Annotated in this window: 23 protein-coding genes; 10 read left to right on the top strand and 13 right to left on the bottom strand. The window is 63.9% G+C overall.

Going from position 1 to position 19,934, the window contains the following annotated elements; genetic code table 11:
* Positions 1 to 161 precede the first annotated feature (161 nt).
* Positions 162 to 1,136 carry a quinone oxidoreductase family protein gene (locus tag RAD15_RS11930; protein WP_458177522.1) on the top strand — a complete coding sequence of 325 codons (975 nt, stop codon included), beginning with the start codon at positions 162 to 164 and terminating at the stop codon, positions 1,134 to 1,136.
* A gap of 35 nt (positions 1,137 to 1,171) precedes the next feature.
* Here the strand turns inward: RAD15_RS11930 and RAD15_RS11935 are convergent, their stop codons facing one another.
* Positions 1,172 to 1,447, bottom strand: a complete 276-nt coding sequence (locus RAD15_RS11935; RefSeq protein WP_458177524.1) for a hypothetical protein — start codon at positions 1,445 to 1,447, stop codon at positions 1,172 to 1,174.
* A 111-nt stretch (positions 1,448 to 1,558) separates the two neighbouring features.
* Positions 1,559 to 2,167 carry a S24 family peptidase gene (locus RAD15_RS11940; RefSeq protein ID WP_028156659.1) on the bottom strand — a complete coding sequence of 203 codons (609 nt, stop codon included), beginning with the start codon at positions 2,165 to 2,167 and terminating at the stop codon, positions 1,559 to 1,561.
* A gap of 163 nt (positions 2,168 to 2,330) precedes the next feature.
* Here RAD15_RS11940 and RAD15_RS11945 point away from each other — a divergent pair, with 163 nt between their 5' ends.
* Both RAD15_RS11945 and RAD15_RS11950 read left to right on the top strand, forming a co-directional pair.
* Complete coding sequence (locus RAD15_RS11945) at positions 2,331 to 2,861, top strand: GcrA family cell cycle regulator (RefSeq protein ID WP_458177527.1); 531 nt, start codon at positions 2,331 to 2,333, stop codon at positions 2,859 to 2,861.
* 44 nt (positions 2,862 to 2,905) lie between these two features.
* The gene (locus tag RAD15_RS11950; protein WP_458177529.1) at positions 2,906 to 3,478 is read left to right on the top strand and encodes a hypothetical protein; all 573 of its coding nucleotides are present in this window, start codon (positions 2,906 to 2,908) and stop codon (positions 3,476 to 3,478) included.
* Between the two features lie 48 nt (positions 3,479 to 3,526).
* On the opposite strand, the gene RAD15_RS11955 is transcribed toward RAD15_RS11950, so the two are convergent.
* Complete coding sequence (locus RAD15_RS11955; RefSeq protein ID WP_458177531.1) at positions 3,527 to 3,883, bottom strand: hypothetical protein; 357 nt, start codon at positions 3,881 to 3,883, stop codon at positions 3,527 to 3,529.
* Between the two features lie 14 nt (positions 3,884 to 3,897).
* Here RAD15_RS11955 and RAD15_RS11960 point away from each other — a divergent pair, with 14 nt between their 5' ends.
* The 3 genes from RAD15_RS11960 to RAD15_RS11970 all read left to right on the top strand — a co-directional run bounded on the left by RAD15_RS11960 (position 3,898) and on the right by RAD15_RS11970 (position 5,631).
* Positions 3,898 to 4,614, top strand: coding sequence for a hypothetical protein (locus tag RAD15_RS11960; RefSeq protein ID WP_458177533.1), 717 nt, complete (start codon positions 3,898 to 3,900; stop codon positions 4,612 to 4,614).
* Between the two features lie 346 nt (positions 4,615 to 4,960).
* Positions 4,961 to 5,146, top strand: a complete 186-nt coding sequence (locus RAD15_RS11965) for a hypothetical protein (protein ID WP_458177535.1) — start codon at positions 4,961 to 4,963, stop codon at positions 5,144 to 5,146.
* A 143-nt stretch (positions 5,147 to 5,289) separates the two neighbouring features.
* A complete protein-coding gene (locus RAD15_RS11970) occupies positions 5,290 to 5,631 on the top strand; it encodes a phasin (RefSeq protein ID WP_458177537.1) in 342 nt (113 codons plus the stop codon).
* A gap of 193 nt (positions 5,632 to 5,824) precedes the next feature.
* Here the strand turns inward: RAD15_RS11970 and RAD15_RS11975 are convergent, their stop codons facing one another.
* The 4 genes from RAD15_RS11975 to RAD15_RS11990 form a co-directional block, all read right to left on the bottom strand.
* Complete coding sequence (locus RAD15_RS11975) at positions 5,825 to 6,142, bottom strand: c-type cytochrome (RefSeq protein ID WP_458177539.1); 318 nt, start codon at positions 6,140 to 6,142, stop codon at positions 5,825 to 5,827.
* 37 nt (positions 6,143 to 6,179) lie between these two features.
* Entirely contained in the window at positions 6,180 to 6,371 is a 192-nt protein-coding gene (locus tag RAD15_RS11980) for a hypothetical protein (RefSeq protein WP_458177541.1), read from the bottom strand.
* A gap of 76 nt (positions 6,372 to 6,447) precedes the next feature.
* Positions 6,448 to 7,278, bottom strand: coding sequence for an alpha/beta fold hydrolase (locus RAD15_RS11985; RefSeq protein WP_458177543.1), 831 nt, complete (start codon positions 7,276 to 7,278; stop codon positions 6,448 to 6,450).
* Between the two features lie 154 nt (positions 7,279 to 7,432).
* Positions 7,433 to 9,229 (bottom strand): ShlB/FhaC/HecB family hemolysin secretion/activation protein, encoded by a 1,797-nt coding sequence (locus tag RAD15_RS11990; RefSeq protein WP_458177545.1) that lies wholly within the window; start codon positions 9,227 to 9,229, stop codon positions 7,433 to 7,435.
* A gap of 130 nt (positions 9,230 to 9,359) precedes the next feature.
* Here RAD15_RS11990 and RAD15_RS11995 point away from each other — a divergent pair, with 130 nt between their 5' ends.
* Positions 9,360 to 10,583 (top strand): FecR family protein, encoded by a 1,224-nt coding sequence (locus RAD15_RS11995; RefSeq protein ID WP_458177547.1) that lies wholly within the window; start codon positions 9,360 to 9,362, stop codon positions 10,581 to 10,583.
* Between the two features lie 62 nt (positions 10,584 to 10,645).
* Entirely contained in the window at positions 10,646 to 13,387 is a 2,742-nt protein-coding gene (locus RAD15_RS12000; protein ID WP_458177549.1) for an EAL domain-containing protein, read from the top strand.
* 17 nt (positions 13,388 to 13,404) lie between these two features.
* Here RAD15_RS12000 and RAD15_RS12005 read toward each other — a convergent pair whose 3' ends face one another.
* Positions 13,405 to 13,665: a hypothetical protein gene (locus RAD15_RS12005; RefSeq protein WP_458177551.1), complete on the bottom strand. Its 261-nt coding sequence runs from the start codon at positions 13,663 to 13,665 to the stop codon at positions 13,405 to 13,407.
* Positions 13,666 to 13,921: 256 nt separating this feature from the next.
* On the opposite strand from RAD15_RS12005, the gene rocF reads away from it, so the two are divergent.
* Together rocF and RAD15_RS12015 are read left to right on the top strand one after the other, a co-directional pair.
* On the top strand, positions 13,922 to 14,899 hold the full coding sequence (rocF, locus tag RAD15_RS12010) for an arginase (protein WP_458177553.1): 978 nt from the start codon (positions 13,922 to 13,924) through the stop codon (positions 14,897 to 14,899).
* A gap of 138 nt (positions 14,900 to 15,037) precedes the next feature.
* Positions 15,038 to 15,322, top strand: coding sequence for a hypothetical protein (locus RAD15_RS12015; protein ID WP_458177555.1), 285 nt, complete (start codon positions 15,038 to 15,040; stop codon positions 15,320 to 15,322).
* Between the two features lie 6 nt (positions 15,323 to 15,328).
* Here RAD15_RS12015 and RAD15_RS12020 read toward each other — a convergent pair whose 3' ends face one another.
* The 5 genes from RAD15_RS12020 to RAD15_RS12040 all read right to left on the bottom strand — a co-directional run bounded on the left by RAD15_RS12020 (position 15,329) and on the right by RAD15_RS12040 (position 19,547).
* The gene (locus RAD15_RS12020) at positions 15,329 to 16,543 is read right to left on the bottom strand and encodes a mandelate racemase/muconate lactonizing enzyme family protein (protein ID WP_458177557.1); all 1,215 of its coding nucleotides are present in this window, start codon (positions 16,541 to 16,543) and stop codon (positions 15,329 to 15,331) included.
* A gap of 153 nt (positions 16,544 to 16,696) precedes the next feature.
* Positions 16,697 to 17,983: an NRAMP family divalent metal transporter gene (locus RAD15_RS12025; protein ID WP_458177559.1), complete on the bottom strand. Its 1,287-nt coding sequence runs from the start codon at positions 17,981 to 17,983 to the stop codon at positions 16,697 to 16,699.
* A 232-nt stretch (positions 17,984 to 18,215) separates the two neighbouring features.
* Entirely contained in the window at positions 18,216 to 18,401 is a 186-nt protein-coding gene (locus RAD15_RS12030; protein WP_458177561.1) for a hypothetical protein, read from the bottom strand.
* A gap of 170 nt (positions 18,402 to 18,571) precedes the next feature.
* Entirely contained in the window at positions 18,572 to 19,198 is a 627-nt protein-coding gene (locus RAD15_RS12035; protein ID WP_458177563.1) for a hypothetical protein, read from the bottom strand.
* Between the two features lie 16 nt (positions 19,199 to 19,214).
* The gene (locus RAD15_RS12040) at positions 19,215 to 19,547 is read right to left on the bottom strand and encodes a hypothetical protein (RefSeq protein ID WP_458177565.1); all 333 of its coding nucleotides are present in this window, start codon (positions 19,545 to 19,547) and stop codon (positions 19,215 to 19,217) included.
* Between the last annotated feature and the right edge of the window lie 387 nt (positions 19,548 to 19,934).

Here is a 19,934-nt window from a genome sequence, read left to right on the forward strand (position 1 = left end):
CGTCATCAACTCTTTCGAACAGAGGCGGAACGGCGGGCGTTTGTCGTCCGCTGTGACATTCTTGTTACGTCTCTGTACTGTAACGGGCGGACCAAATGCCTATTTCTCCGGCCGATCCGTCTTTTTCGGACCTTCACTGCAACGATAAGGGAGCAACGCCCATGACGCATGCCATTCGCTTTCACAAGACCGGCGGTCCGGAAGTCCTGGTCTGGGAGGAGGTCAGTGTCGGCAAGCCCGGGCCGGGCGAAGCACGCATCCGCCACACCGCCGTCGGTCTCAACTTCGTCGACATCTACAACCGTTCGGGTCTTTATCCGGCGCAACTGCCGAGCGGACTCGGCAGCGAGGCGGCCGGCATCGTCGAGGAAATCGGCCCCGGTGTCACCGATCTGAAGCCGGGCGATCGCGTCGCCTATGGAGCCTCGCCGCTTGGCGCCTATTCCGAGGCGCGGCTGATCCCGGCCGACCGGCTGTTGAAGCTCCCTGACGGCGTCGACGACAAGACCGCGGCGGCGATGATGCTGAAGGGACTCACCACGCAATATCTGATCCGGCAGACCTATCGCGTGAAGGCGGGGGACACCATCCTGCTTCATGCCGCGGCTGGCGGCGTCGGATTGATCCTGAGCCAGTGGGCCAAGCATCTCGGCGCGACCGTCATCGGCACCGTCAGCAACGACGAGAAGGCCAAGCTCGCCAAGGCGCATGGCTGCGACCATGTCATCATCTACACGCGCGAGGATTTCGTGAAGCGCGTCGACGAAATCACCGGCGGCAAGAAGGTGCCGGTGGTCTATGACTCCGTCGGCAAGGACACGTTCCTGAAATCGCTGGACTGCCTCGCGCCGCTCGGTGTTGTGGCGCTGTTCGGCCAATCCTCGGGTGCCGTCGAGCCGCTTAATCTCGGCCTGCTGGCCCAGAAGGGCTCGCTCTATGTCACCCGGCCGACGCTGTTCACCTACGCCGCCAAGCGCGAGAGCCTGGTTGCGATGGCAGGGGAGCTGTTCGACGTGGTCAAGTCCGGCGCGGTCAAGATCGAGGTGCACCAGACTTATCCGCTGAAGGACGCCGCCAAGGCGCATGCCGATCTCGCCGCGCGCAAGACCACGGGATCGACCGTCCTGCTGGTGTGACGTCGGGCCGGGCGTGACGCAGGCCGACGCCTGCGTTACGTCCGTTCGTGCTTGCGCAGGTCGCGGGCGTGGTCCATGCGGATTGCCTGAAGATCGACGTCTTCAGGCGGAACCTGGGGAAGGACGGCCTCCGCCAGGACCGCGTCGGTCACGTCCTCGACGGAGCTATCCACGATCTCGTGGATGAACGAGATGTTCCGGTATTCCCCCGAAGCGATGCGGGAGATGACCTCGCGCCTTGTCATCTCGGGGTCGACTACCGCCTCGCGGCCCCGCCGTCCATAGTCAATCATCACGACGAAGTACTGCATCAAACGATCCTGCCGCGCCCCGTGGCAGGGAGCGCGGCAGAGTATTTCTGAAAAACGTAACAAAGTCAAGCAATTTCCAAAAATCGGAAATCGCTCGCGCGCGGGGCAGCTTTACTTGCTCTTCTTGCGGGGGCGCGCCGATTTGGCGCGCAGCCGCTCGAGCTGGCCCTTGGGCATGGACAGGCAAATCTCGCCGACCCACTCGAGCTTGACGCCGACGATCGGCTTGGCGTTGAAGCTGGTGAGGTTGACGACGGAGGGGGACTTGCCCCGCTCGATGGTCTTCAAATAGCGCTCGCCGGTCTTGAGCCGGACCACGGCCTCTTCGCCGTAGAAGCTCGACAACGGATGGCGCTGGTCCTTGTAGACCACGATCACGTCGCCGCTCTCGTATTTGGGCAGCATCGAATCGCCCACGATCTCGAATGCGACCGTTTCTTCCATGATCGGGAAGGGCAGCGCGATGTCACCGAGGCCTTCCGGAGGAACCTGCTCGTAATCCGGCTCGATCACGGCGCCGGCGCCGACGCGGCCCATGATCGGCGCGAGATTGAGCTCGAGATATTCCATGATCGGAATGATTTCCGAGGCCTTCACCAGGCGTTCGCCGCCGAGGATCTCCGAGACCGCGCCGGGCCGCACGCCCATGGCCGCCGCGAGGCCGCCCTTGCTCTTGCCCGTCTTTTCCAGGCCCCGCTCGATCATTGCAACGTCCAACATGGTGATTCCCTCGATTGCGCATTGTCTCGCCTCTTGTAATCCGAAATTCGGAATAATTGCAATTATGAATATCAGAATTATCGCTTGACTCGGGCTTCGGAATACCGGAATGTGTATTCGTCCCCGGTCGTCCGATCGGAGGAGCGCATCACAGGACAGCAGCATGGAACCGGGCCATTGGCCGTCGGAGCACTCCGACGCGCTTCGCGACCATTTTCTCAAGGGCATGTCTTATGCCGAGATCGGAAGACAGATTAACGCAAGGTTTGGAACGGCTTACACGCGCAGCGCGGTGATCGGGCGTGCCAAGCGGCTCGGGCTCGCCGCACCGGCGCGGATGACGAGTCCGTCGATCGTGCCGTCCTTGCCGGGCGAGGCCTGTCTGCTTTCGCCGCGGCAACCGGCGTTGCCGAATCTGAACTTGCCGCCGAAATCCGCGATGAAGCCCGCGCGGGTCAAGTTGCGCTGCGTCGGGGTCCAGCCGCGCCTGATTGCGCTGGTCGAACTCGCGCGCGGCGACTGCCGCTATCCCTATGGCGGCGACAGGGACGGGGAGGAGATCAGCTTCTGCGGCCATCCGCGCCAGCCGGGCTCCAGCTATTGCCCGCCGCATGCGCGCCTGACGCGTCGCTCTGGAGCCGCGTCCGCGCGTGTCGCCGGTCCCGTCGTGTTGCGGCTGGTTTCTGCGGCCTGAGCGCGGCCACCTGTTCAATCGTCAATCTTGCAAGGAGCACCGGAGTGGCACGTGGCCGACGCAACAAGTCCTACAAATTGACGAACATCTACGATCGACGGTCGCGCGACGTGCCGTTCAACGCCGAGGTGGCGGAGGTCGAGGTCGACAATCCGCTGGCGCTGGATCCCGGTGAGAAGATCGTGGCCGTCCGGTCGGTCCGCAGCGATCCGCTCGGCCGGCTGCACGCGCACCACCAGATCGACGAAGCGCAATATCGCGGCGGGCGGGCCTTCCAGAACGATTGGGAGCGGGCCGAGCGGGGGCCTCAGGCGATGGACCCGACCCGGGAATATGTTGATGGCGCGCGCGCGCGAGAGCCTGTTACCGAGAGCCAGCGCCAGGCCGTGCTGCGGCTGAATCGGATCGAGCATGAACTTGGCACCGACGGCGCCGCGCTGGTGCACGACGTGCTGGTACTCGGCCTGACCATGGATCAGATCGGAGAGCGTCGCGCCGTCCGGACACAGCGCTGGAACGACTATTTCGCGCGGCGTTTTCGCGAATGTCTGGACCGGCTGGCGCTGATCTACGGCTTTGCGACGGAAGCGGGGCCACGGCGTGCAGGGCAGCGCTGATGACGGCGGCACGCCGGCGGTCCGGCCGCTGGCGTGCCTGTCTGCTGCCTACGGATGCGGGACGATCTGATAGGGCGTCGTGTAGGGCTCGACACGGAGCGAGGCGTTGGTCAGAAGCCCGATCTTGGCGGTCGGCGCCTGCTGCAATTCGCCGTTCGGGCCGCGATGCACGTTGTACTGCCAGACGGTGAGATCGCCCTTCTGCGCCAGCGCGTGCGCAACCGCGCTCGCATCATTGCCGCCGAGCGCCTGGAGTTCCTCGGCCGACAATCCGACGACGATTTCGTCCTTGATGGTGACGATCTTGAAGAGATTCATCTTGGTCTCCTGCGCCCATGCGCCTTGTATCGAGAAGGTAAGAAAGGCGACTGCGGCGCCCTTGATGAGATCGCAGCGAGAAAGCATGCCGTCGTCCTTTGGTGCTGACGCGCGCCCGAATCGATGAATCCATCGGCCATGGCGCCCGTGATCTGCGTGGCCGTGTCGCAACCGCTTTGTCGTTCGATCCTGAACGCCGGTTCACAGGCGGAAACATGTCCGGACCGATGAACCTTGATGCGGAGAGCCGCGTCCAAATCCAACAGCTCAAGGGGATGGATCAGATGAAATTCACCGGCGCGGTTTGCCTTGTCGTGTCTCTTGTCGCGTCTCTTGGCGCGGCAGGCGCCGTCGCGGCTGCCGATCCCTTCTACATCGGCAGTTGGACGTTCACCGCCGCCGTTGTCGCGCCATGGGCCGATCCGCAACGCAAGCCCGACGGTACAGAGCGGGCGCAACTGATGGGAAAGGCGGTTGTCTTCAAGACGAGAGAGATATCAGGGCCCCGTCCCTTTGCCTGCGCAAAACCGCAGTACAAGGTGGTGGATTACGGCCCCGACATGATCTTCCAGGGTGCACTCGACGAGATGCGGCGCGCCGACAAGAAGGTCGATCCCAAAGCGCTTGCCACCTCGCTTGGCTTCAGCAATCCGCCGATCAGGACGCTGGAGACCGGCTGCGAGATCGACGTTCATTTCGTTGACGATACAACCGCCGAAGTAGGACTCAACAATTACGTGTATACGCTGAAGAAGCGCCAGCTCGCGCTCGCCAACGCCCATTCACATGGAAACAAGGCGAAACGCAGGACCAATTGACAACGAGCGGGACTGTGTGCGTGAGTTGATGCCGCTTCTTGACGCAGGGTGGTGACGACGGTCCATATTCCTGTTATCCGGAATTGCCGTGGCGCGATGCAGACGAAGCAGCGCTAGATGAGCGGTAGGGCTTGCCGGAGGGGTTGTTCCTTGGCATAATTGCAACCTAGTCGGTTGAGCCCGTCCGTTGGATATGTAGTTCAGCGTGCTGATGCGCCGGGGCCCCCCCGGCCGAGATTGTGCCGTCGCCATTGCATCAGGTCATGGCGTTCGGTTCTCGAGTGGGACCTCGACATCGGATCGCGAAGGTCGATGTTTGTCATAGGTGCGAAATCATGGGTGGCAGATGAAGAACCTAAATTTCGCGGCTGAACTGCACCTCAAGCTAGGCGCGCCGGCAAGCGGTACCGTCGAAAGCCTGCGGCTGCTCCGTGCGTTTCTGAAGCTCGGGCCTCGACAGCGTTTCGAGGTCATCAAGCTCGTCGAAGACCTCGCCACCGAAGAAACCCTCCCCGAACACCCCCTTTCCTGAGCCAGGCCGCACGCCGGCCCTACGCCTTGTCCCTCGGTTTCCTGTCAGAGCCGGCCGCCGGGCGACGTTTGCCGGGGGCTAGGCCGCTGGAAGGCGATACGGCAAGTGTGCTATTCAGCTAAGAAAAAGGGAGGAGTGCGACCATGATCGAACCGAAGCTGGAAGTTCCGGCCGAACTGCGCGACCTAGCCGAGAAGACGATCGACCAGGCGGAAAAGGCGTTCGGGATGTTTTTCGAAGCCGCCACCAAATCGATGTCCTCGGTTCCGGGAGCGGGCGCGGACGTCTCCAAACAGGCGCTGGCATTCACCGAGCAGAACATGAAGGCGGCATTCGAGCACGCCCGCAAGCTCGTTCATGCCACCGACGTTCAGGAAGCGATGCGGATCCAGTCAGAATTCCTGCGCAGCCAGTTTACCAATGCCGGGGATCACATGCGGCAGATGACCGGTAATTTCATGCAGTCCGGCAAGGGCAAGTCCTGATTCCCGGGATGTGTGCGGCATGCCCACAAATTGATCTTGCGCGGCGGGCAGATCCGCACTTCGATGTTGACGCAGGTCCATGATGGGCCACCGAATGGATCTCATTCGCCGTCCGTCATCCTTTCTGCTGATCCCTGTCGGTCCTCCGGCAGGGATTTGCATTTGTAGCTGGTGTCGATCGGTCCGCGCTGCGCTAACGTAGCGATGCGATGTAGGCCGCAATGTCGCCGGCTTCGGTCCGGCTCAGGGGAAAGTTCGGCATCTTCGGGTGGGGGTCGAGCAGAAAGAAGGCGAGCCTCTCCGGACTGAACTCCGGCCGGCGCGCAACCGATGCGAAGGAGGGGACGTCGGCGCTCGCCTGGGTCTGGCCGTTTGCCACGACATGGCAGCTTGCGCACCAGCGCTTGGCGAGGTCCGCACCGTGATCGGCGTCGGCGGCGAAAGCGGACGCCGTGCCGAGGCTCCAGGTCACGGCAAGCAGCAGGCAAATTCGTCTCAAATGCTGGCGCATAGGGCAACCTTCATGCGTTCGTTCGCAATCGCCGTGCTCAGCCGCAGCACGATCCCGGAAATTGTGAGAGATCGATGCGGGCGATCACCGACCGCAGCAGCCTGCGCGTTGAACGATAGAAATGCCGCAGGAATGCCGGAATCCTTGCCGCGGGCAGGCCAAGGCTTCCCAGGTCAAGGCTTTCCAGGTGAAGGCGTTTCGTATCAAGACGTTCGGTATAGTGCGACACGTGGCTCTCCGACGCGATATGGCCTTTCTATTCCGCCGGCCCGGAGCTGCCTTGATCTGCCGCAAAGCGTTCCCGGCTAATAGTCGCCGGGATTCATGATCATCGGACTTCTCGTGTCGGCCGGCGCGAGCGCGCTGCTGGCACTGTCACGCAGAAAACGGTCGAGCGTCTCCTGGATCTTCGCCTTGACCGCATCGGGACCGCGATCGCTCATCTCGGTGTGCTGTGCACCGGTGTGGACGATATCGATACCACGTGCCTTCGCCTCTTCCGGTGTCGGCAGCACACCGGGATCGGTTACGAAATGCGGGTCCTTGGAGCGGAACGACAAGATCTTCATGTTGTCGCTGAGCACGAACGGCACCCGCAGATTGTCGAGTGTGATCACCTTCGACACCAGCTCCGGGTGCTGATGAGCGACATACATGGAGACATCGCCGCCGTTGGAGTGGCCGACGAGAGTGATGTGGTCGTAATCGACGTTTTCCTGCTGCCTCTTCAGTTCGCCCAGTACGAAGAGAATGTTGGCCTCGCAGCGGATATAGACTTCGCGCCGGCCGACATATTTCTGATCGAGGTGGGTCATCAGCGGGGGATCGCTCGGCAGGTCCTGCTGGATGCTGGCGACCAGATAGCCGCGCGCGGCGAGCACGTTGGCGAGGAAGGAATACTCGGTCGCCTTGACGGTGTTGCCGTTGCTGATGATGGCGAGCGGAAGCTTCAGGAGGCCGAGATTGGCCTTGGTCTCGTAGTCACGGCGCACCGCCACGTCGACCGAGATCGGCCGTTGGCGCGAGGCGTCGAACAGCGGCAAAGTGTCATGGCGGATCGCGAAACGGCTGACGACGACGTACTGGCTGACGCCGAGGACGCAGAGAAAGGCCAGGATTGTAAACACCCTTTTCATGGATCGGTCTCAAATCACTTTCGGCTGGACATGGTCATTGGACACTCCCGGATCGAGCGATCGTGAGCAGGTTACGGGATTAAATTTAGGCAAGTCTGTGAGAAGCGCCGCAAAACGGCCGCATCAAGGCACGCGGCCGCCAAAGGCTGCGCTGTTAGAGGCAGTCGCCCTTGCCGCGCTCGGGGCAGAGCCGGAACGCGCTCGACAGGGTGAACAGGAAGCGCGGGCTGCGGCGCGCGTTGTCCGGCGCCCGGTAGCTCAAGGGGACGGCCACGCCGAGATCGGCCTGGAGATCGTCCGGCAGGAAGAATCGCACGCCCGCTCCGGCCGATGTCAGCGCGAGACCCTCGCCCAGGCGATATCCGTCGTTCCAGACTGCGCCAGCGTCGCCGAAGGCGTAGAGCTGATAGCCGGTCCAGTAGCGAAAGTTGAGCTTCTGGTCGAAGCGGACTTCGACCGAGCCGGCAAGACCGTTGTCGCCGCTGATCTCGGCTGCACCATAGCCCCGGCCGAAGGCCGCGCCGCCGAGATAGAATTGCTGCGAGGTGAACAGCGGCCGCGATGCGGTCTGGCTTGCCGCGGAAATCTTGAGTGACCAGGCGTCGCTGAGCGTCTGGTAGCGCGTGAACCAGAGGTTCAGCACCGAGAAGTTGGACGACGCGCCGTCGCGCGACAGCAGATCGTCGTCGAAATGCGAGGCGCCGAAGATGTCGAGGCCCTGGCGGTAGGTCAGCGTCGCGAAATTGGTGCCACCGAAGCGATCCTGCAGCCGGTAGTCGGCGGTCAGACTCGCGGTCCTGATGTGGTCGTTGTACCAGGGACCGTAAAGGTCATGCTCGGACACATTGCTGAAGGTCCCGGCCATTGTGAGCGTCAGCGCCGACGATTGCGACATGAAGGGCGCGGTGCTCGCCCGCACCTCGAAAGCTTCGGTCGTGGTGATATCGCTGTCGAGGCGGCGGGCGTCGCCCGGCCGGACCGCGCTGTACAGGACGGAAGCGCCGAGGCGCACGCCGTCGACGCCAACCGGTGCGTCATAGGACAGCCGTGCGAAACCGAGCTCGCGGGGGTCGTTGGCAATGGTCGACAGGTTGACCGCCAGCGTGTCACCGGGCGTGAGGTAGGAGTTGAACGCGCCTGTCGCGTAGGTCTGCCACGGGCCGACGGAGGACGAGCCGAGATTGTCGAGGCCGAACGACGTGAAGACGTGCCAGGTCTTCAAATAAACGGTGAGACGGAAGCGGCCGGTCGCACCGCCGATCTCCTCCAGCCCGGTATCGGAGATCCGGACGCCCGGCCTGCCGTTGATGAGGAAGAGCTGGCGCTCGAGTGTTGCCAGCCGCGACGGCTGCTCGGCCAGAACCGGCTCGAGCATCGGCCTCACGCCGAACTGCTCGGCGCCGTCGCCCTTCAGCTCGGCCTGCACGATGGCGCCTTCGATCACCTGGATCCGGACCCGGCCGTCGGCAATGTCCTGCGGCGGCACGATCGCCCGGCTCAAATGGAAGCCATCGGCGCGATAGAGATCGCTGATCGCACCGGCGATCGTGGCGAGATCCGCCTGCGAGACCTTCTTGCCGAGATAGGGCTGATAGGCCGCGGCAATGCGATCGCGGGAGACGGTATGGGCGCCGACGATGCTGATTCCACGCAGCACGAATTGAGGCCTGGTATCGCCGCCGGTGCTGGGCTGGCCGACGGTCGGCAGCTTGACCGGGGGGCGGTTCAGCGTTTCCCGTTCGGTTTGGTTCTCAAAGTATTTCTCGGGCTGGCGCGGATCGAACCCAGGCTGGTTCGCCTGTTGCGCGAGCGCCTGCGGAATTCCCGCAATCCCAGGTGCTAACAGCACCAAGGCGGTAAGAAGATGCCGCTTCTCAACGCGCGCAACAAACCCGCCCCCGTAGTTTGACGGAGGGTTTGCTGCAGGGCGGTAAGGGGTCGTTAGCCACATGATTTTACATAATTTTTTATGGTCAACGATTGGTTAATGAGGCCGCTCGGCTGTCGGGTTCCCGCTAAGCCTCTCTTGAGTCATTTCGGATACGCCTCGGGCCTGGCAGTAACGCGGACTGAGGATCGTGATGTTCGGTAGAGTTGGAGTGCGGCGCGCCTTGCTGGCAGCGCTGATCCTGGGAACGGCTTCCGGTGCATCCGCCGCAGACGACGGCGTCTGGTCCGTCAGCAAGGCCACCGGCGAAGTCTGGGTCGCCACCAACGGTGCGCAGCAAGTGTCGTTGAATCAGGAGGAGGCGCTCAAGCCCGGCGACACCATTCGCACCGGGCGCACCGGGCGCGTGCTCCTCGTCCGCGGCGAGGAAACGATTCTGATCTCTCCCAACTCGGTGGTCGGCCTGCCGGTCGACAAGAAGGAGGGACTCTCGACCACCATCATCCAGCAGGCAGGGTCGATCCTGCTCGAGGTCGAGAAGCGCAACGTCAAGCATTTCGAGGTCGAGACGCCCTATCTCGCCGCCGTGGTCAAGGGAACGCAGTTCAGCGTCACGGTGGGCGCGGGCAGCACCAAGGTCGACGTGCTCCGCGGCCAGGTCGAAGTATCCGATTTCAAGTCCGGACAGATCGCCCAGGTCATGCCGGGACAGGCGGCCACTGTCTTCGAGCATGGCAAGCCCGGCCTCGGCCTGAGCGGTGCAGGGACGCTCAATCCGATCGAGCAGGGCAAGCCGCGCGCTTCGACGATCGAGCGGATCCCCGTGCCGAGATCGGGACTGTCCGCGCCGCGCAATGCGGCGAACGGCCATGCGATCCATGCGCTCGGTCCGATCGACAAGGGGACCAAGGCGACCGGCGCGCCGGTGCAATCGCATCAGGCGACCGGAGCTCAGGCGCCCAAGGGTGGCATCGTGCGCATCTCGGGCTCGCTCGGCGAGGTCAAGCTGAACTTCCACAAGGTCACGCACGGGCTCGCCCACGGCACCGTTGCTTCCGAACAGGTGCGTAACGCGCATGCCAACGCCAGCACCGATACCGTGTGGAGCGATGGGAAGGCGAGCACGACGACCACAGCCTCCAACAGCTCCACCGTAACGGCGGTTACCGTGAGCAGCAGCGCATCCGCGGCCAGCGCAACGTCGACGTCGTCAACTGCGACGACGACTGTTGCGACCACCGCCGGGTCGACCAGCGATGTGTCCAGCGGAAGTTCGGGAAGCGGAAGCAGCGGGACTGGTGCGACTGGCAACGGAAGCGGTGGCACCGGCAACAATGGCAATAGCGGCAACGGTAACAACGGAAACGGCAATAACGGCCACCACTACGGTTGGTATTGGGGCAGGGGTCATCACTAGGATCGCGGCGTCGACGTAAGGGGAGCACTTGCCGGCTCATGCCGCATGTGCAGGGGAGCAAAGTGAAACGCTATCGGCCGCATATTCTTGTCGTGATCGCGCTGGCGGTCGTGCTGTCCACGGGATGGCATGGTGCGCTTCGCAACGCGCTGACCGACCTCCGGTTCGCCTGGCAATCGCGTCCCGCCAGCGGCAATGTCGTCGTGGTGGCCATTGATGCGCCATCGATCGACCAGATCGGGGTTTGGCCATGGCCGCGCCGGCTGCACGCCGAGCTGTTGTACAGGCTCGAGGCCGCGGGAGCGCGGGACGTAGCCTTCGACGTCGATTTCAGTACGCCGTCGGATCCGTCCTCGGACGATGCTTTCGTCAAGGCACTTCGGGAGGTTGGCGGCTCGACCATCCTGCCGTCCTTCAAGCAGCCGACGCCGAATGGCGGCGCGGCTCACATTAATCGTCCCCTGAAGCCGTTCAGCAACCAGTCGTGGCCAGCCGTGGTCAATGTCCCGGTTGAATCCGACGGACTCGTCCGCCGTTATCCGATCGGCGAGAAGCTCGGCGACTCCCAGATCCCGTCGATGGCCGTCGTGCTGGCCGGGCAGGACGCCAACCGGCGGCCGCCTTTCCTGATCGATTTCAGCATCAGGGCGGCCTCCATCCCGACTGTCTCCTTTGTCGACGTGCTGCGCGGCGACGCCGCGACCCTGGAGCAACTGAGAGACAAGAAGATCATCGTCGGTGCCACGGCGCTCGAACTCGGCGACCGGTTCAGCGTTCCAAACGGCAAGGTCATCTCGGGGCCGGCCCTCCAGGCGCTGGCGGCGGAATCGATCCTTCAGAACCGGATGCTGCACTGGACTTCCGACATCGGCATGATCCTGGGTCTCGGTGTGATCTGCCTGCTGATGATGTACTCGTGGCGCCGCTTCGCACCGGGAATTCGCGTCGCGATTCTGATCTCGGCCGGGGTAGCCGTCGAACTGGTCGCGGTGCTGGTGCAGGCAAGATGGCCCTTCATCATCTACACATCGCTGTTCCACATCGCGATCGTCGCTTATCTGACGGCGATCGCGCTGGACGAAATCGATTTCCGACGTCTGTTGGGACGCATCGCCGAGAGCCGCTTTCACCGCATCGCGATGTCGCTGGGTGACGGCCTCGTCTGTACCGACGAGGATCACCTGATCACGGTCTGGAATCCCGGTGCGAGCGCGATCTTCGGGTACATGCCGGCCGAGATGATTGGCCGCCCGTTCGAAACGCTGTGCGCTGTGCCGGTCGACGGGCACCCGAAGCCGTCCATGCGCGATGCCGCGCGCCAGGCGCTCCTGGTTCCCGGCGGGGCGGTCGTCGTCGAGTTCGAGGGGCGGCGCAAGAACGGCGAAACCTTCCCGGTCGAGGCGAGCTTCTCGGGCTGGCAGGGAACGGAGGGCTTTCAGTACGGAGCGATCCTGCGCGACATCTCGGTCCGCAAGCGCGAGGCCGAACGCGTCAGATACCTCGCCGAACATGACGCGCTGACGGGGCTTGCCAACCGCAACATGCTGCATGCGGGCCTTGGCGGTCTGATCGCCGCGGCGGAGCGTCGGTCTTCCGGGGTCGCACTGCTCGTGCTCGGGCTCGATGGCTTCCAGCAGATCAACGACATGCTTGGACATTCGGCCGGCGACCTCGTGCTGCGGGCCGTCGCTGATCGTCTCCGGACCGACATCGATGGCAAGGCGGTCGTCGCCAGGCTCAGCGGCGACGAATTCGCCATCGCGCTCGATTGTGCAGAGGCTGGCGAGCCGATCGTGGAATTCGCCGAGCGGATCGCGCGCGCGTTCGAAACGCCGCTTGCAACGGGTACGCGGCAGCACCGCGTCAGGATCAGCATCGGCGTCGCCGTCTACCCGGAGGGCGGGCACAACGCCGACGATCTGCTGAGCAACGGCCATCTGGCCCTGTCCAAGGCAAAGCTGACGCGGCGCGGCAGCCATGTGATTTTCGAGAGCGCGATCAGACAGGAGCTGGAGAACCGGCTGACGCTCGAGAGCGAGCTGGCGCTTGCCGCAGATCGCGGCGAGTTCGAGCTGTTCTACCAGCCCCAGGTCCGGCTAGTCGACGGCAGCCTGGTCGGCGCCGAAGCGCTCATTCGCTGGCGGCATCCTGTGCGCGGCCACGTTTCCCCCGGGGAATTCATGCCCGTGGTCAATACCTCGGCGCTGTCCGAGCGGATCGCGAACTGGGTGATGGAGACCGCCTGCCGTCAGGCGCGGGCCTGGGAATTGTCCGGCAATAGCGTGCGCGTCGCGATCAACCTCTCGCCGTCGCAGCTCCACTCCGGCGATCTCGCGCATTCGGTTGCAGCATTGCTTGAAGCAACGGGACTGACGCCGTCGCTGCTCGAGCTCGAGGTCACGGAGGATATCCTGCTCCATGACGAAAACCGCGTGCTGGACATGTTCAAGCGAATCCAGGAGCTCGGCGTCCGCGTCCTGTTCGACGATTTCGGCACGGGCTACGCAAGCCTGAGCTACCTGAAGAAGTTTCCGCTCGACGGACTCAAGATCGACCGGTCCTTCGTGCTCGATCTGCTCGAGGATTCCGACGATGCGGCGATCGTCGGCTCGACGATCGGCCTCAGCAGGCAACTCGGGCTCACGGTCGTGGCCGAAGGCATCGAGAATCGCGCCACGGCTGACTTCCTGGTCAGCATGGGATGCAAGGAAGGGCAGGGCTATTTCTTCGGCCGTCCGATGCCGGTCGACGGATTCGAAAAGAAATTCCAGACGGTCGAGCTCGAAGCCGTCAGCGCTGCCTGAGCAGGCCCATTGCGATTCTAGCGCCGGCGCGCGATGGCTATGCCAAACAGGAAAGCGACAAACAGGCTGGCAAGGGGCGCTTCGCGCGTGATCGCCGCGACCGTCGAGAGCGGCCGACCAGGCTTTCGCGCTTCCTCGATTGCGGAGGTCAGACGGTCGACGGCTGCATGCAGGCCTCCGGCGACTTCACCGATCGTGCGGGATACATCCGTCGCCGCATCAACGGCACGCTCGGCCATGCCGGGCTGGGAAGTGGATTGCGGTATCTCCGTGCTCAAGCGCGCGACCTCCGGACATGCTGATGTGGCGGAGGCCGGCACCTTTGGCTATCCGCGCGAGCGCTCGTTCTGAACAGCGGGTCCAATGACCTTTGGCTATCCGCGCCAGGCGCCGTGATTTACGGCGGGTGCCGGCCTTAGATGGGCAATTCGGCGTGCGGGATTTTGTTCCGACAAGGCGAAGGCGATCCCCGTGAAACGACGGGTGCGAATCTCTGTTAGGCTGGCTCAACCTTGCTGATCTCAGGAGACAGCCGTGACCGACCGAACCATGACGGATCGAGCCCGGCGCATCGCCTTGCTTGGCGCTCCCATCGACATGGGAGCTTCGCAGCGCGGGACCTTGATGGGCCCCGCGGCACTGCGGACTGCAGGGCTTGCGACCCTGCTCGAAAGCCTCGATTTCGAGGTCGTCGATCACGGCGATCTTTCGGTGGCCGAGGTCCGGGACCTCGCAGACAGGCCCCCCGAAAAGGCCAACCACTACCGCGAAATCCAGCGCTGGACACGCGTGTTGAGCCGCCGGGGCTACGCGATTGCGAAAACTGGTGCGCTGCCGATCTTCCTCGGCGGCGACCACACGCTGTCGATGGGCTCGGTCAATGCGATGGCGCGTCATTGGCAGGAGCGCGGACGCGACCTGTTCGTGCTCTGGCTGGATGCGCATGCGGACTACAACACGCCGGAAACGACAATCACGGCGAACATGCACGGCATGTCGGCCGCGTTCCTGTGCGGCGAGCCGGGCCTCGATGGCCTGCTGGGCGACGATCCGCGCGCCTCGATCGACCCCGACAGGCTCGATCTGTTCGGGGCGCGTTCGATCGACAAGCTCGAGAAGGAGCTGATGCGCGCACGCCGGATCAGGGTTATCGACATGCGCCAGATCGACGAGTTCGGCGTCGCCGTGCTGATCCGCCGCGTCATCGAGCGCGTGAAGGCGAGCGATGGTGTGCTGCATGTCAGCTTCGACGTCGATTTCCTCGACCCGTGCGTCGCGCCGGGTGTCGGCACGACGGTGCCGGGCGGAGCGACCTATCGTGAGGCCCATTTGATCATGGAGCTGCTGCACGATTCCGGAGTCGTGGGATCGGTCGATATCGTCGAGCTCAATCCGTTTCTGGACGAGCGCGGCCGGACCGCGCGTACTGCGGTCGAGCTGATTGGCAGCCTGTTCGGGCAGCAGATCGCCGATCGACCGACGCCGAGCAACGCGATCGCCCCGGGCGAGTGAATCCTCGATCAACGGCATCGCCTGGAGCGGCGAAAAGCGGAGTTCCGCGTCTTTGGCTCGGAACTTGCTTGAGCTATGAGGGGGAACCGGGTGGGGCGCAATTGAATTAACCTGCGATAGCAAAAAGCGGACCCTCCAATGGCAAACGATCGTTTCACGAACTCCATTTCCACCGCGCTTCGCCACCCCGGCGTGATTGCGCTGATCGTGGCGGGGGTGACGATTGCCGCGATGCTGATCGTCGACCACGGACCTTGGAACCGCGCCAAGACCCAGCCGGCTCATGTCGCGATGTACGCGACCACAGGAGAAGCTGCACGCGCGGCAGGCGCCGCGGTGCTCCCGACCGAACCGAAGTCGCCGATCGAGCCGGCGCGGCCGGGGCCAAAGACGTCCCCGACCGTCAATCCCGTGACGCCGTAGCCTGCTTCAGCTCTTGCGACCGTAGTTGAGCAGTCCGCCGCTCGTCTTCGGCGGATGCGCGCGCAAGGCTTCCTCGTTCGGCTCGGTGCCCCAGCCGGGCCGGTCAGGAATGACCAAATGGCCGTTCTGGATCTCCGGCTCATGCGTGAACAGCTCGCGGTCCCAGGCAAGGCGGTCGATGTCGATCTCCATGATGCGCAGGTTCGGAACGGCGGCGCAGAAATGCGCGTTCATCATCGAGCAGAGATGACCATAGAAATTGTGCGGGGCGACGTTGACCTCGAAGGCTTCCGCGGCGGCTGCGATCTTCATGGATTGCCAGACGCCGTTCCAGGGCGTGTCGATGATCGCGACGTCCATCGCCTGCTCGTGGAAATAGGGCAGGAATTCCCGCAGGCCCAGCAGCGTCTCGCAGGACGAGATCGGATGCGGGCTCTGCCTGCGGATATAGCCGAGTGCTTGCGGATTGAAGCTGTCGATCTCGATCCAGAACATGTCGAGGTCCGTGATGGTGCGCAGGATCTTCAGATAGCCTTCGGTCTTGGCGTTGAAGTTGCAGTCGAGCAGGATGTCGACGTCGGGGCCGGCGCCGTCGCGGATCGCTTCCAGATGCATGCGCAGATCGCGCAGGATCTTCCGGTCGACATTGATCTCGGGCGCGAAGGGCGAGCCGAAGCCCGGTCGCCAGCCCGTCGGCTTGCCGTCGTCATAGGAAAAAATGTTGGTCTTGAGCGCGGTGAACTTCTTCTCGCGCACCTCGCGTCCCATGGCTTTGACGCCGTCGAGGTTTTCGATCGGCGGCTTGTACCAGGTGGGGTGATTGATCCGCCATGTGGCGCAATGAGACCAGTAGACCCTGACGCGGTCGCGGATCTTGCCGCCGAGCAGCTCGTAGCAGGGCACACCCAGACACTTCGCCTTGGCATCGAGCAGGGCATTCTCGATAGCGCCCAGCGCCTGCGCGACCACGCCGCCTGCGGCGGGCCGCGTCGCCGCGAACAACTCGGCGTAAATGCGCTCGTGCTGGAAGACATTCTGCCCGATGATGCGGGCGGAGAGGCGCTGGATCGCTGCCCCAACGCCAGGCGAGCCAAAGCCCTCGTCGAACTCGCTCCAGCCGACGATGCCGTCTTCGGTCGTCAGCTTGACGAAGTGGTAGTTTCTCCAGCCGGCATCGCAGGCGAGAATTTCGAGACTTGTTGCTTTTGACGATTTGGTCATGTCGCTCCCTGTCGCCCTGGCGGGCGTTGTTTTTCTTGTGGTCCGGTCGCGAGCCGGCCCTGGATACAACTGTTAGGCCAACCAGGGACCGGCGTGAAGCCCGCAGGGCTGCGGCCCAGAACGCTTTCGGGTCTCTTTCGGCGGAAAAGCCCGTCAGCCGATCGCGGACGAGCCGAGCAAAGCGAGCACGGCCAGCGCCATCAGCGCGGTGCCGAGCCAGCCCAGCGCGATCAACCATGCCCGGGCCCTGAAGCGGCCCATGATCGCGCGGCTCGAGACGATCAGCATCATCATCGCCATGATCGGAACGGCGACGACGCCGTTGAGCACCGCGCTCCAGACCAGCATGTGGATCGAGTCGATCCCGGTGAAACCGAGGCCGAAGCCGATCGCGCTCGCGGCCGCGATGATCGTGTAGAAGCCGGCCGCCTCGTCGGGCTTGGCCTCCAGCGTCGCCCGCCAGCCGAAGATCTCGGCCACGCCGTAAGCGGCCGAGCCCGCCAGCACCGGGATGGCGAGCAGGCCCGTGCCGATGATGCCGATCGCAAACAGTGCGAAGGTGAAATTGCCGGCCAGCGGCCGCAGCGCTTCGGCCGCTTCCGTCGCCGAGCCGATCCTGGTGACGCCGTTGGCGTGCAGCACGGATGCCGTGGTGAGGATGATGAAGAAGGCGATGCCGTTGGAGAGCAGCATGCCGGAGATGGTGTCGGCCCTGATGCGCGCGAGCTCCGGGCTTCCGCCGCGCTTCAGCTTGCGAAGCGGCTCGTCGCGCGTGCCCTGGTTCATCTCCTCGACCTCCTGCGAGGCCTGCCAGAAGAACAGATAGGGGCTGATGGTGGTGCCGAGCACGGCGACCACCATCATGAAATAGTCCGCGCTGACATTCGCCTTCGGCCACACCGCGGCAAGCAGCGCCGTGCTCCAGGGAATCTCGACGGTGAAGGCGGTCGCGACATAGGCGAACAGCGCCAAAGTGAGGAATTTCAGCACCGGCGAATAGCGGCGATAGGGCAGAAAGACCTGGAGCAGGGTCGAGCCCGCCGCGAAGATCAGCGCGTGCTCGTGGTTGAGGCCGCCGATGACGAGCGAGAGCGCCTCGGCCATCGCGGCGATGTCGGCGGCGATGTTGAAGGTGTTGGCGGCGACCAGCATGGCGACCAGCGTCAGCACCGCCCAGCGCGGTGCGACCTGCATCACGTTGGCGGCAAGCCCCTTGCCGGTCACGCGGCCGATCTGCGCGCTGACGAGCTGGATCGCGATCATGAACGGCGTGGTCAGGAATACCGTCCACAGCAGCCCGTAGCCGAACTGCGCGCCGGCCTGCGAATAGGTGGCGATGCCCGAGGGATCGTCGTCCGCCGCCCCGGTGACGAGGCCTGGCCCCAGCCTTTGCAGGAATGTCGGCGAGGATTTCGTCGGGGCGAGGGCGTCGTCACTCATTGGAAAAGGCCTTGGTCCGGAATGGCTTTCAGAGCAAATGCCAATGAGGGAACGGAAGTTCCTTCCGCACCGTTGGCCACGATCATTTCGGATTTTTATAACTTGGCTTGACCCGTCGGGCAAAACACCTGTAGAGTGTCATCATCCCGACAATCGCAAGCGCTGCAGCCCGGCCGCGGCCGCCATCGCGCCGGAGGGAATTCGAACGCGGGTGAAGAACTGCCCGTGCGGCCTACTTGATGCTGACGAACATGCCCCAGGCGCTGGCCAGCGCCGCGCCGGAAAAGACGATCAGCGGGTTGTCGCAGAACGCGCCGCCATAGGTGCACATGGTGACACCGAACGAGCCGATCTCGTGATGGCTCGCCGAATAGAACAGTCCCGACAGCACCAGCAATGCAGCGGCGACGTAATACATAGTCGATCTCTCCGGCTCGCCCCCGTCAGGCGATTGTCCCAGCATGGCGCGAAGAGATTTCAGTCCGCCGAATCCGCATCGCTGCATTTAAGATAAAGTTTGAGCCGCCGGATAAAACATTGTCAGGCCCCGCCATGGCGGGGCCTTTGTCGTGTCGAATGGGCCTGCGCCTATCGCCGCGTGCCCGCGCCGTACAGCTCGCGCTCGCGACCGAGATCCTCCGGAGACAAGGGTGGGCTTGCCGCGTCGAAGTCGGTCCAGCCCGCTTTCCGCCAGGCCGCGCTGCGGTCCTGAAGGTTCACGGACTTGTCGTGGAGAAGCGCGTCGAGACGTGCGCGGTCCTGGTCGGGCACCCTTGCAGACACCAGCGTGCCGCCGCGGCGAACGCCCTCTGCATAGCGCGATGCGTCTTCCCTGGAGACGCCGGCCTCGGTCAAGGCGCCGACGATTCCGCCCGTGGCCGCGCCGGCGGCAGCGCCGGCCGCCGTCGAGGCGAGCCATCCGGCCGCCACGACCGGTCCGAGGCCGGGGATGGCGAGCAGGCCGAGGCCGGCCAGAAGGCCCGCCGCGCCGCCGAGGCCGGCGCCGATTCCGGCACCCGTGCCGGCACCTTCGGCGCGATCGTCGACGCCGTCGCGGTCGCGGTCGACCTTGCCGCGCGAGGAACTGAACCAGTTGTCGGAATTATTGGCGACGATGCTGATGTCGGAGTGCGGCACGCCGGCGCTCTCGAGCCGGGTGACCGCCCGCTCGGCATCGGAATAATTGTCGTACAGGCGAGAGATGGTGATCGTCATTTCAAAAGTCCTCCTCTTACTTGGTGGGGTTCACGTTGCCCTGGAAGTCCACGCTGACGTCGGTCTTGGCGCCGGACTTGGTGCCGGCCTTGTCGGCCTTGCCGCGCCAGACGCCCTCGTTGTCCTTCTGCAGGCCGGAGACGTTGGAATAGCCGGCCGCCTCGATCCGCGACTTCGCCTGTCCCTCGGTGAAGCTGTTGCGGCCGGCGACGGGCGCGTTCGAGTTGTTGCGATCGGAGCTGTTGACGGCGTTGTTTCCCGGCCCGCTTTGCGCGGGCCGCGTCTGGGCGCCGGCCGGCACCGATCCGAGCAGCAACAGGGTTGTGAGCAGCAGAGTTAGTCGTGACATGTCTTGTCCTCCGGCAAAGTGAATGTGCCGGCGACAACAAGCGGGATTCGAATTGGTTTCTCCGGCTTGCACGTGCGAGTGCCGCAGCATGGTCTTGCGTCAGATGAGCTGGAGCTTAGGAACGTTTGCCGCTTCATCCGGTTTGCTCGCCCCGCATCGGCGCTCTCTGCGACGCCGGCATTTCAAGCGTTTGCCTGCGTGAGCCGCATCTCCCCGTCACCGACGAAACACGCCTGAAACAATGCTGAAACCCGATTGTCCTGAACTGCCCGGCTCCGGACACCGACCAACGAAGCGAACAGGAGAGACAACATGATCCAAGTCGGTTCGAAGGAAGAAGTCGCGTTTCTGCTGGCGCTGTTCGGCACGCACACCCAGCCGGTCAGG

This window comes from Bradyrhizobium sp. 14AA (genome assembly GCF_054185205.1).

Excerpts from the sequence above, each read along its gene's own strand:
- RAD15_RS11930 (WP_458177522.1), top strand. The coding sequence starts at position 162 with ATGACGCATGCCATTCGCTTTCACAAGACCGGCGGTCCGGAAGTCCTG.
- RAD15_RS11935 (WP_458177524.1), bottom strand. The coding sequence starts at position 1,447 with ATGCAGTACTTCGTCGTGATGATTGACTATGGACGGCGGGGCCGCGAG.
- RAD15_RS11940 (WP_028156659.1), bottom strand. The coding sequence starts at position 2,167 with ATGTTGGACGTTGCAATGATCGAGCGGGGCCTGGAAAAGACGGGCAAG.
- RAD15_RS11945 (WP_458177527.1), top strand. The coding sequence starts at position 2,331 with ATGGAACCGGGCCATTGGCCGTCGGAGCACTCCGACGCGCTTCGCGAC.
- RAD15_RS11955 (WP_458177531.1), bottom strand. The coding sequence starts at position 3,883 with ATGCTTTCTCGCTGCGATCTCATCAAGGGCGCCGCAGTCGCCTTTCTT.
- RAD15_RS11965 (WP_458177535.1), top strand. The coding sequence starts at position 4,961 with ATGAAGAACCTAAATTTCGCGGCTGAACTGCACCTCAAGCTAGGCGCG.
- RAD15_RS11970 (WP_458177537.1), top strand. The coding sequence starts at position 5,290 with ATGATCGAACCGAAGCTGGAAGTTCCGGCCGAACTGCGCGACCTAGCC.
- RAD15_RS11975 (WP_458177539.1), bottom strand. The coding sequence starts at position 6,142 with ATGCGCCAGCATTTGAGACGAATTTGCCTGCTGCTTGCCGTGACCTGG.
- RAD15_RS11985 (WP_458177543.1), bottom strand. The coding sequence starts at position 7,278 with ATGAAAAGGGTGTTTACAATCCTGGCCTTTCTCTGCGTCCTCGGCGTC.
- RAD15_RS11990 (WP_458177545.1), bottom strand. The coding sequence starts at position 9,229 with ATGTGGCTAACGACCCCTTACCGCCCTGCAGCAAACCCTCCGTCAAAC.
- RAD15_RS11995 (WP_458177547.1), top strand. The coding sequence starts at position 9,360 with ATGTTCGGTAGAGTTGGAGTGCGGCGCGCCTTGCTGGCAGCGCTGATC.
- RAD15_RS12015 (WP_458177555.1), top strand. The coding sequence starts at position 15,038 with ATGGCAAACGATCGTTTCACGAACTCCATTTCCACCGCGCTTCGCCAC.
- RAD15_RS12020 (WP_458177557.1), bottom strand. The coding sequence starts at position 16,543 with ATGACCAAATCGTCAAAAGCAACAAGTCTCGAAATTCTCGCCTGCGAT.
- RAD15_RS12025 (WP_458177559.1), bottom strand. The coding sequence starts at position 17,983 with ATGAGTGACGACGCCCTCGCCCCGACGAAATCCTCGCCGACATTCCTG.
- RAD15_RS12030 (WP_458177561.1), bottom strand. The coding sequence starts at position 18,401 with ATGTATTACGTCGCCGCTGCATTGCTGGTGCTGTCGGGACTGTTCTAT.
- RAD15_RS12035 (WP_458177563.1), bottom strand. The coding sequence starts at position 19,198 with ATGACGATCACCATCTCTCGCCTGTACGACAATTATTCCGATGCCGAG.
- RAD15_RS12040 (WP_458177565.1), bottom strand. The coding sequence starts at position 19,547 with ATGTCACGACTAACTCTGCTGCTCACAACCCTGTTGCTGCTCGGATCG.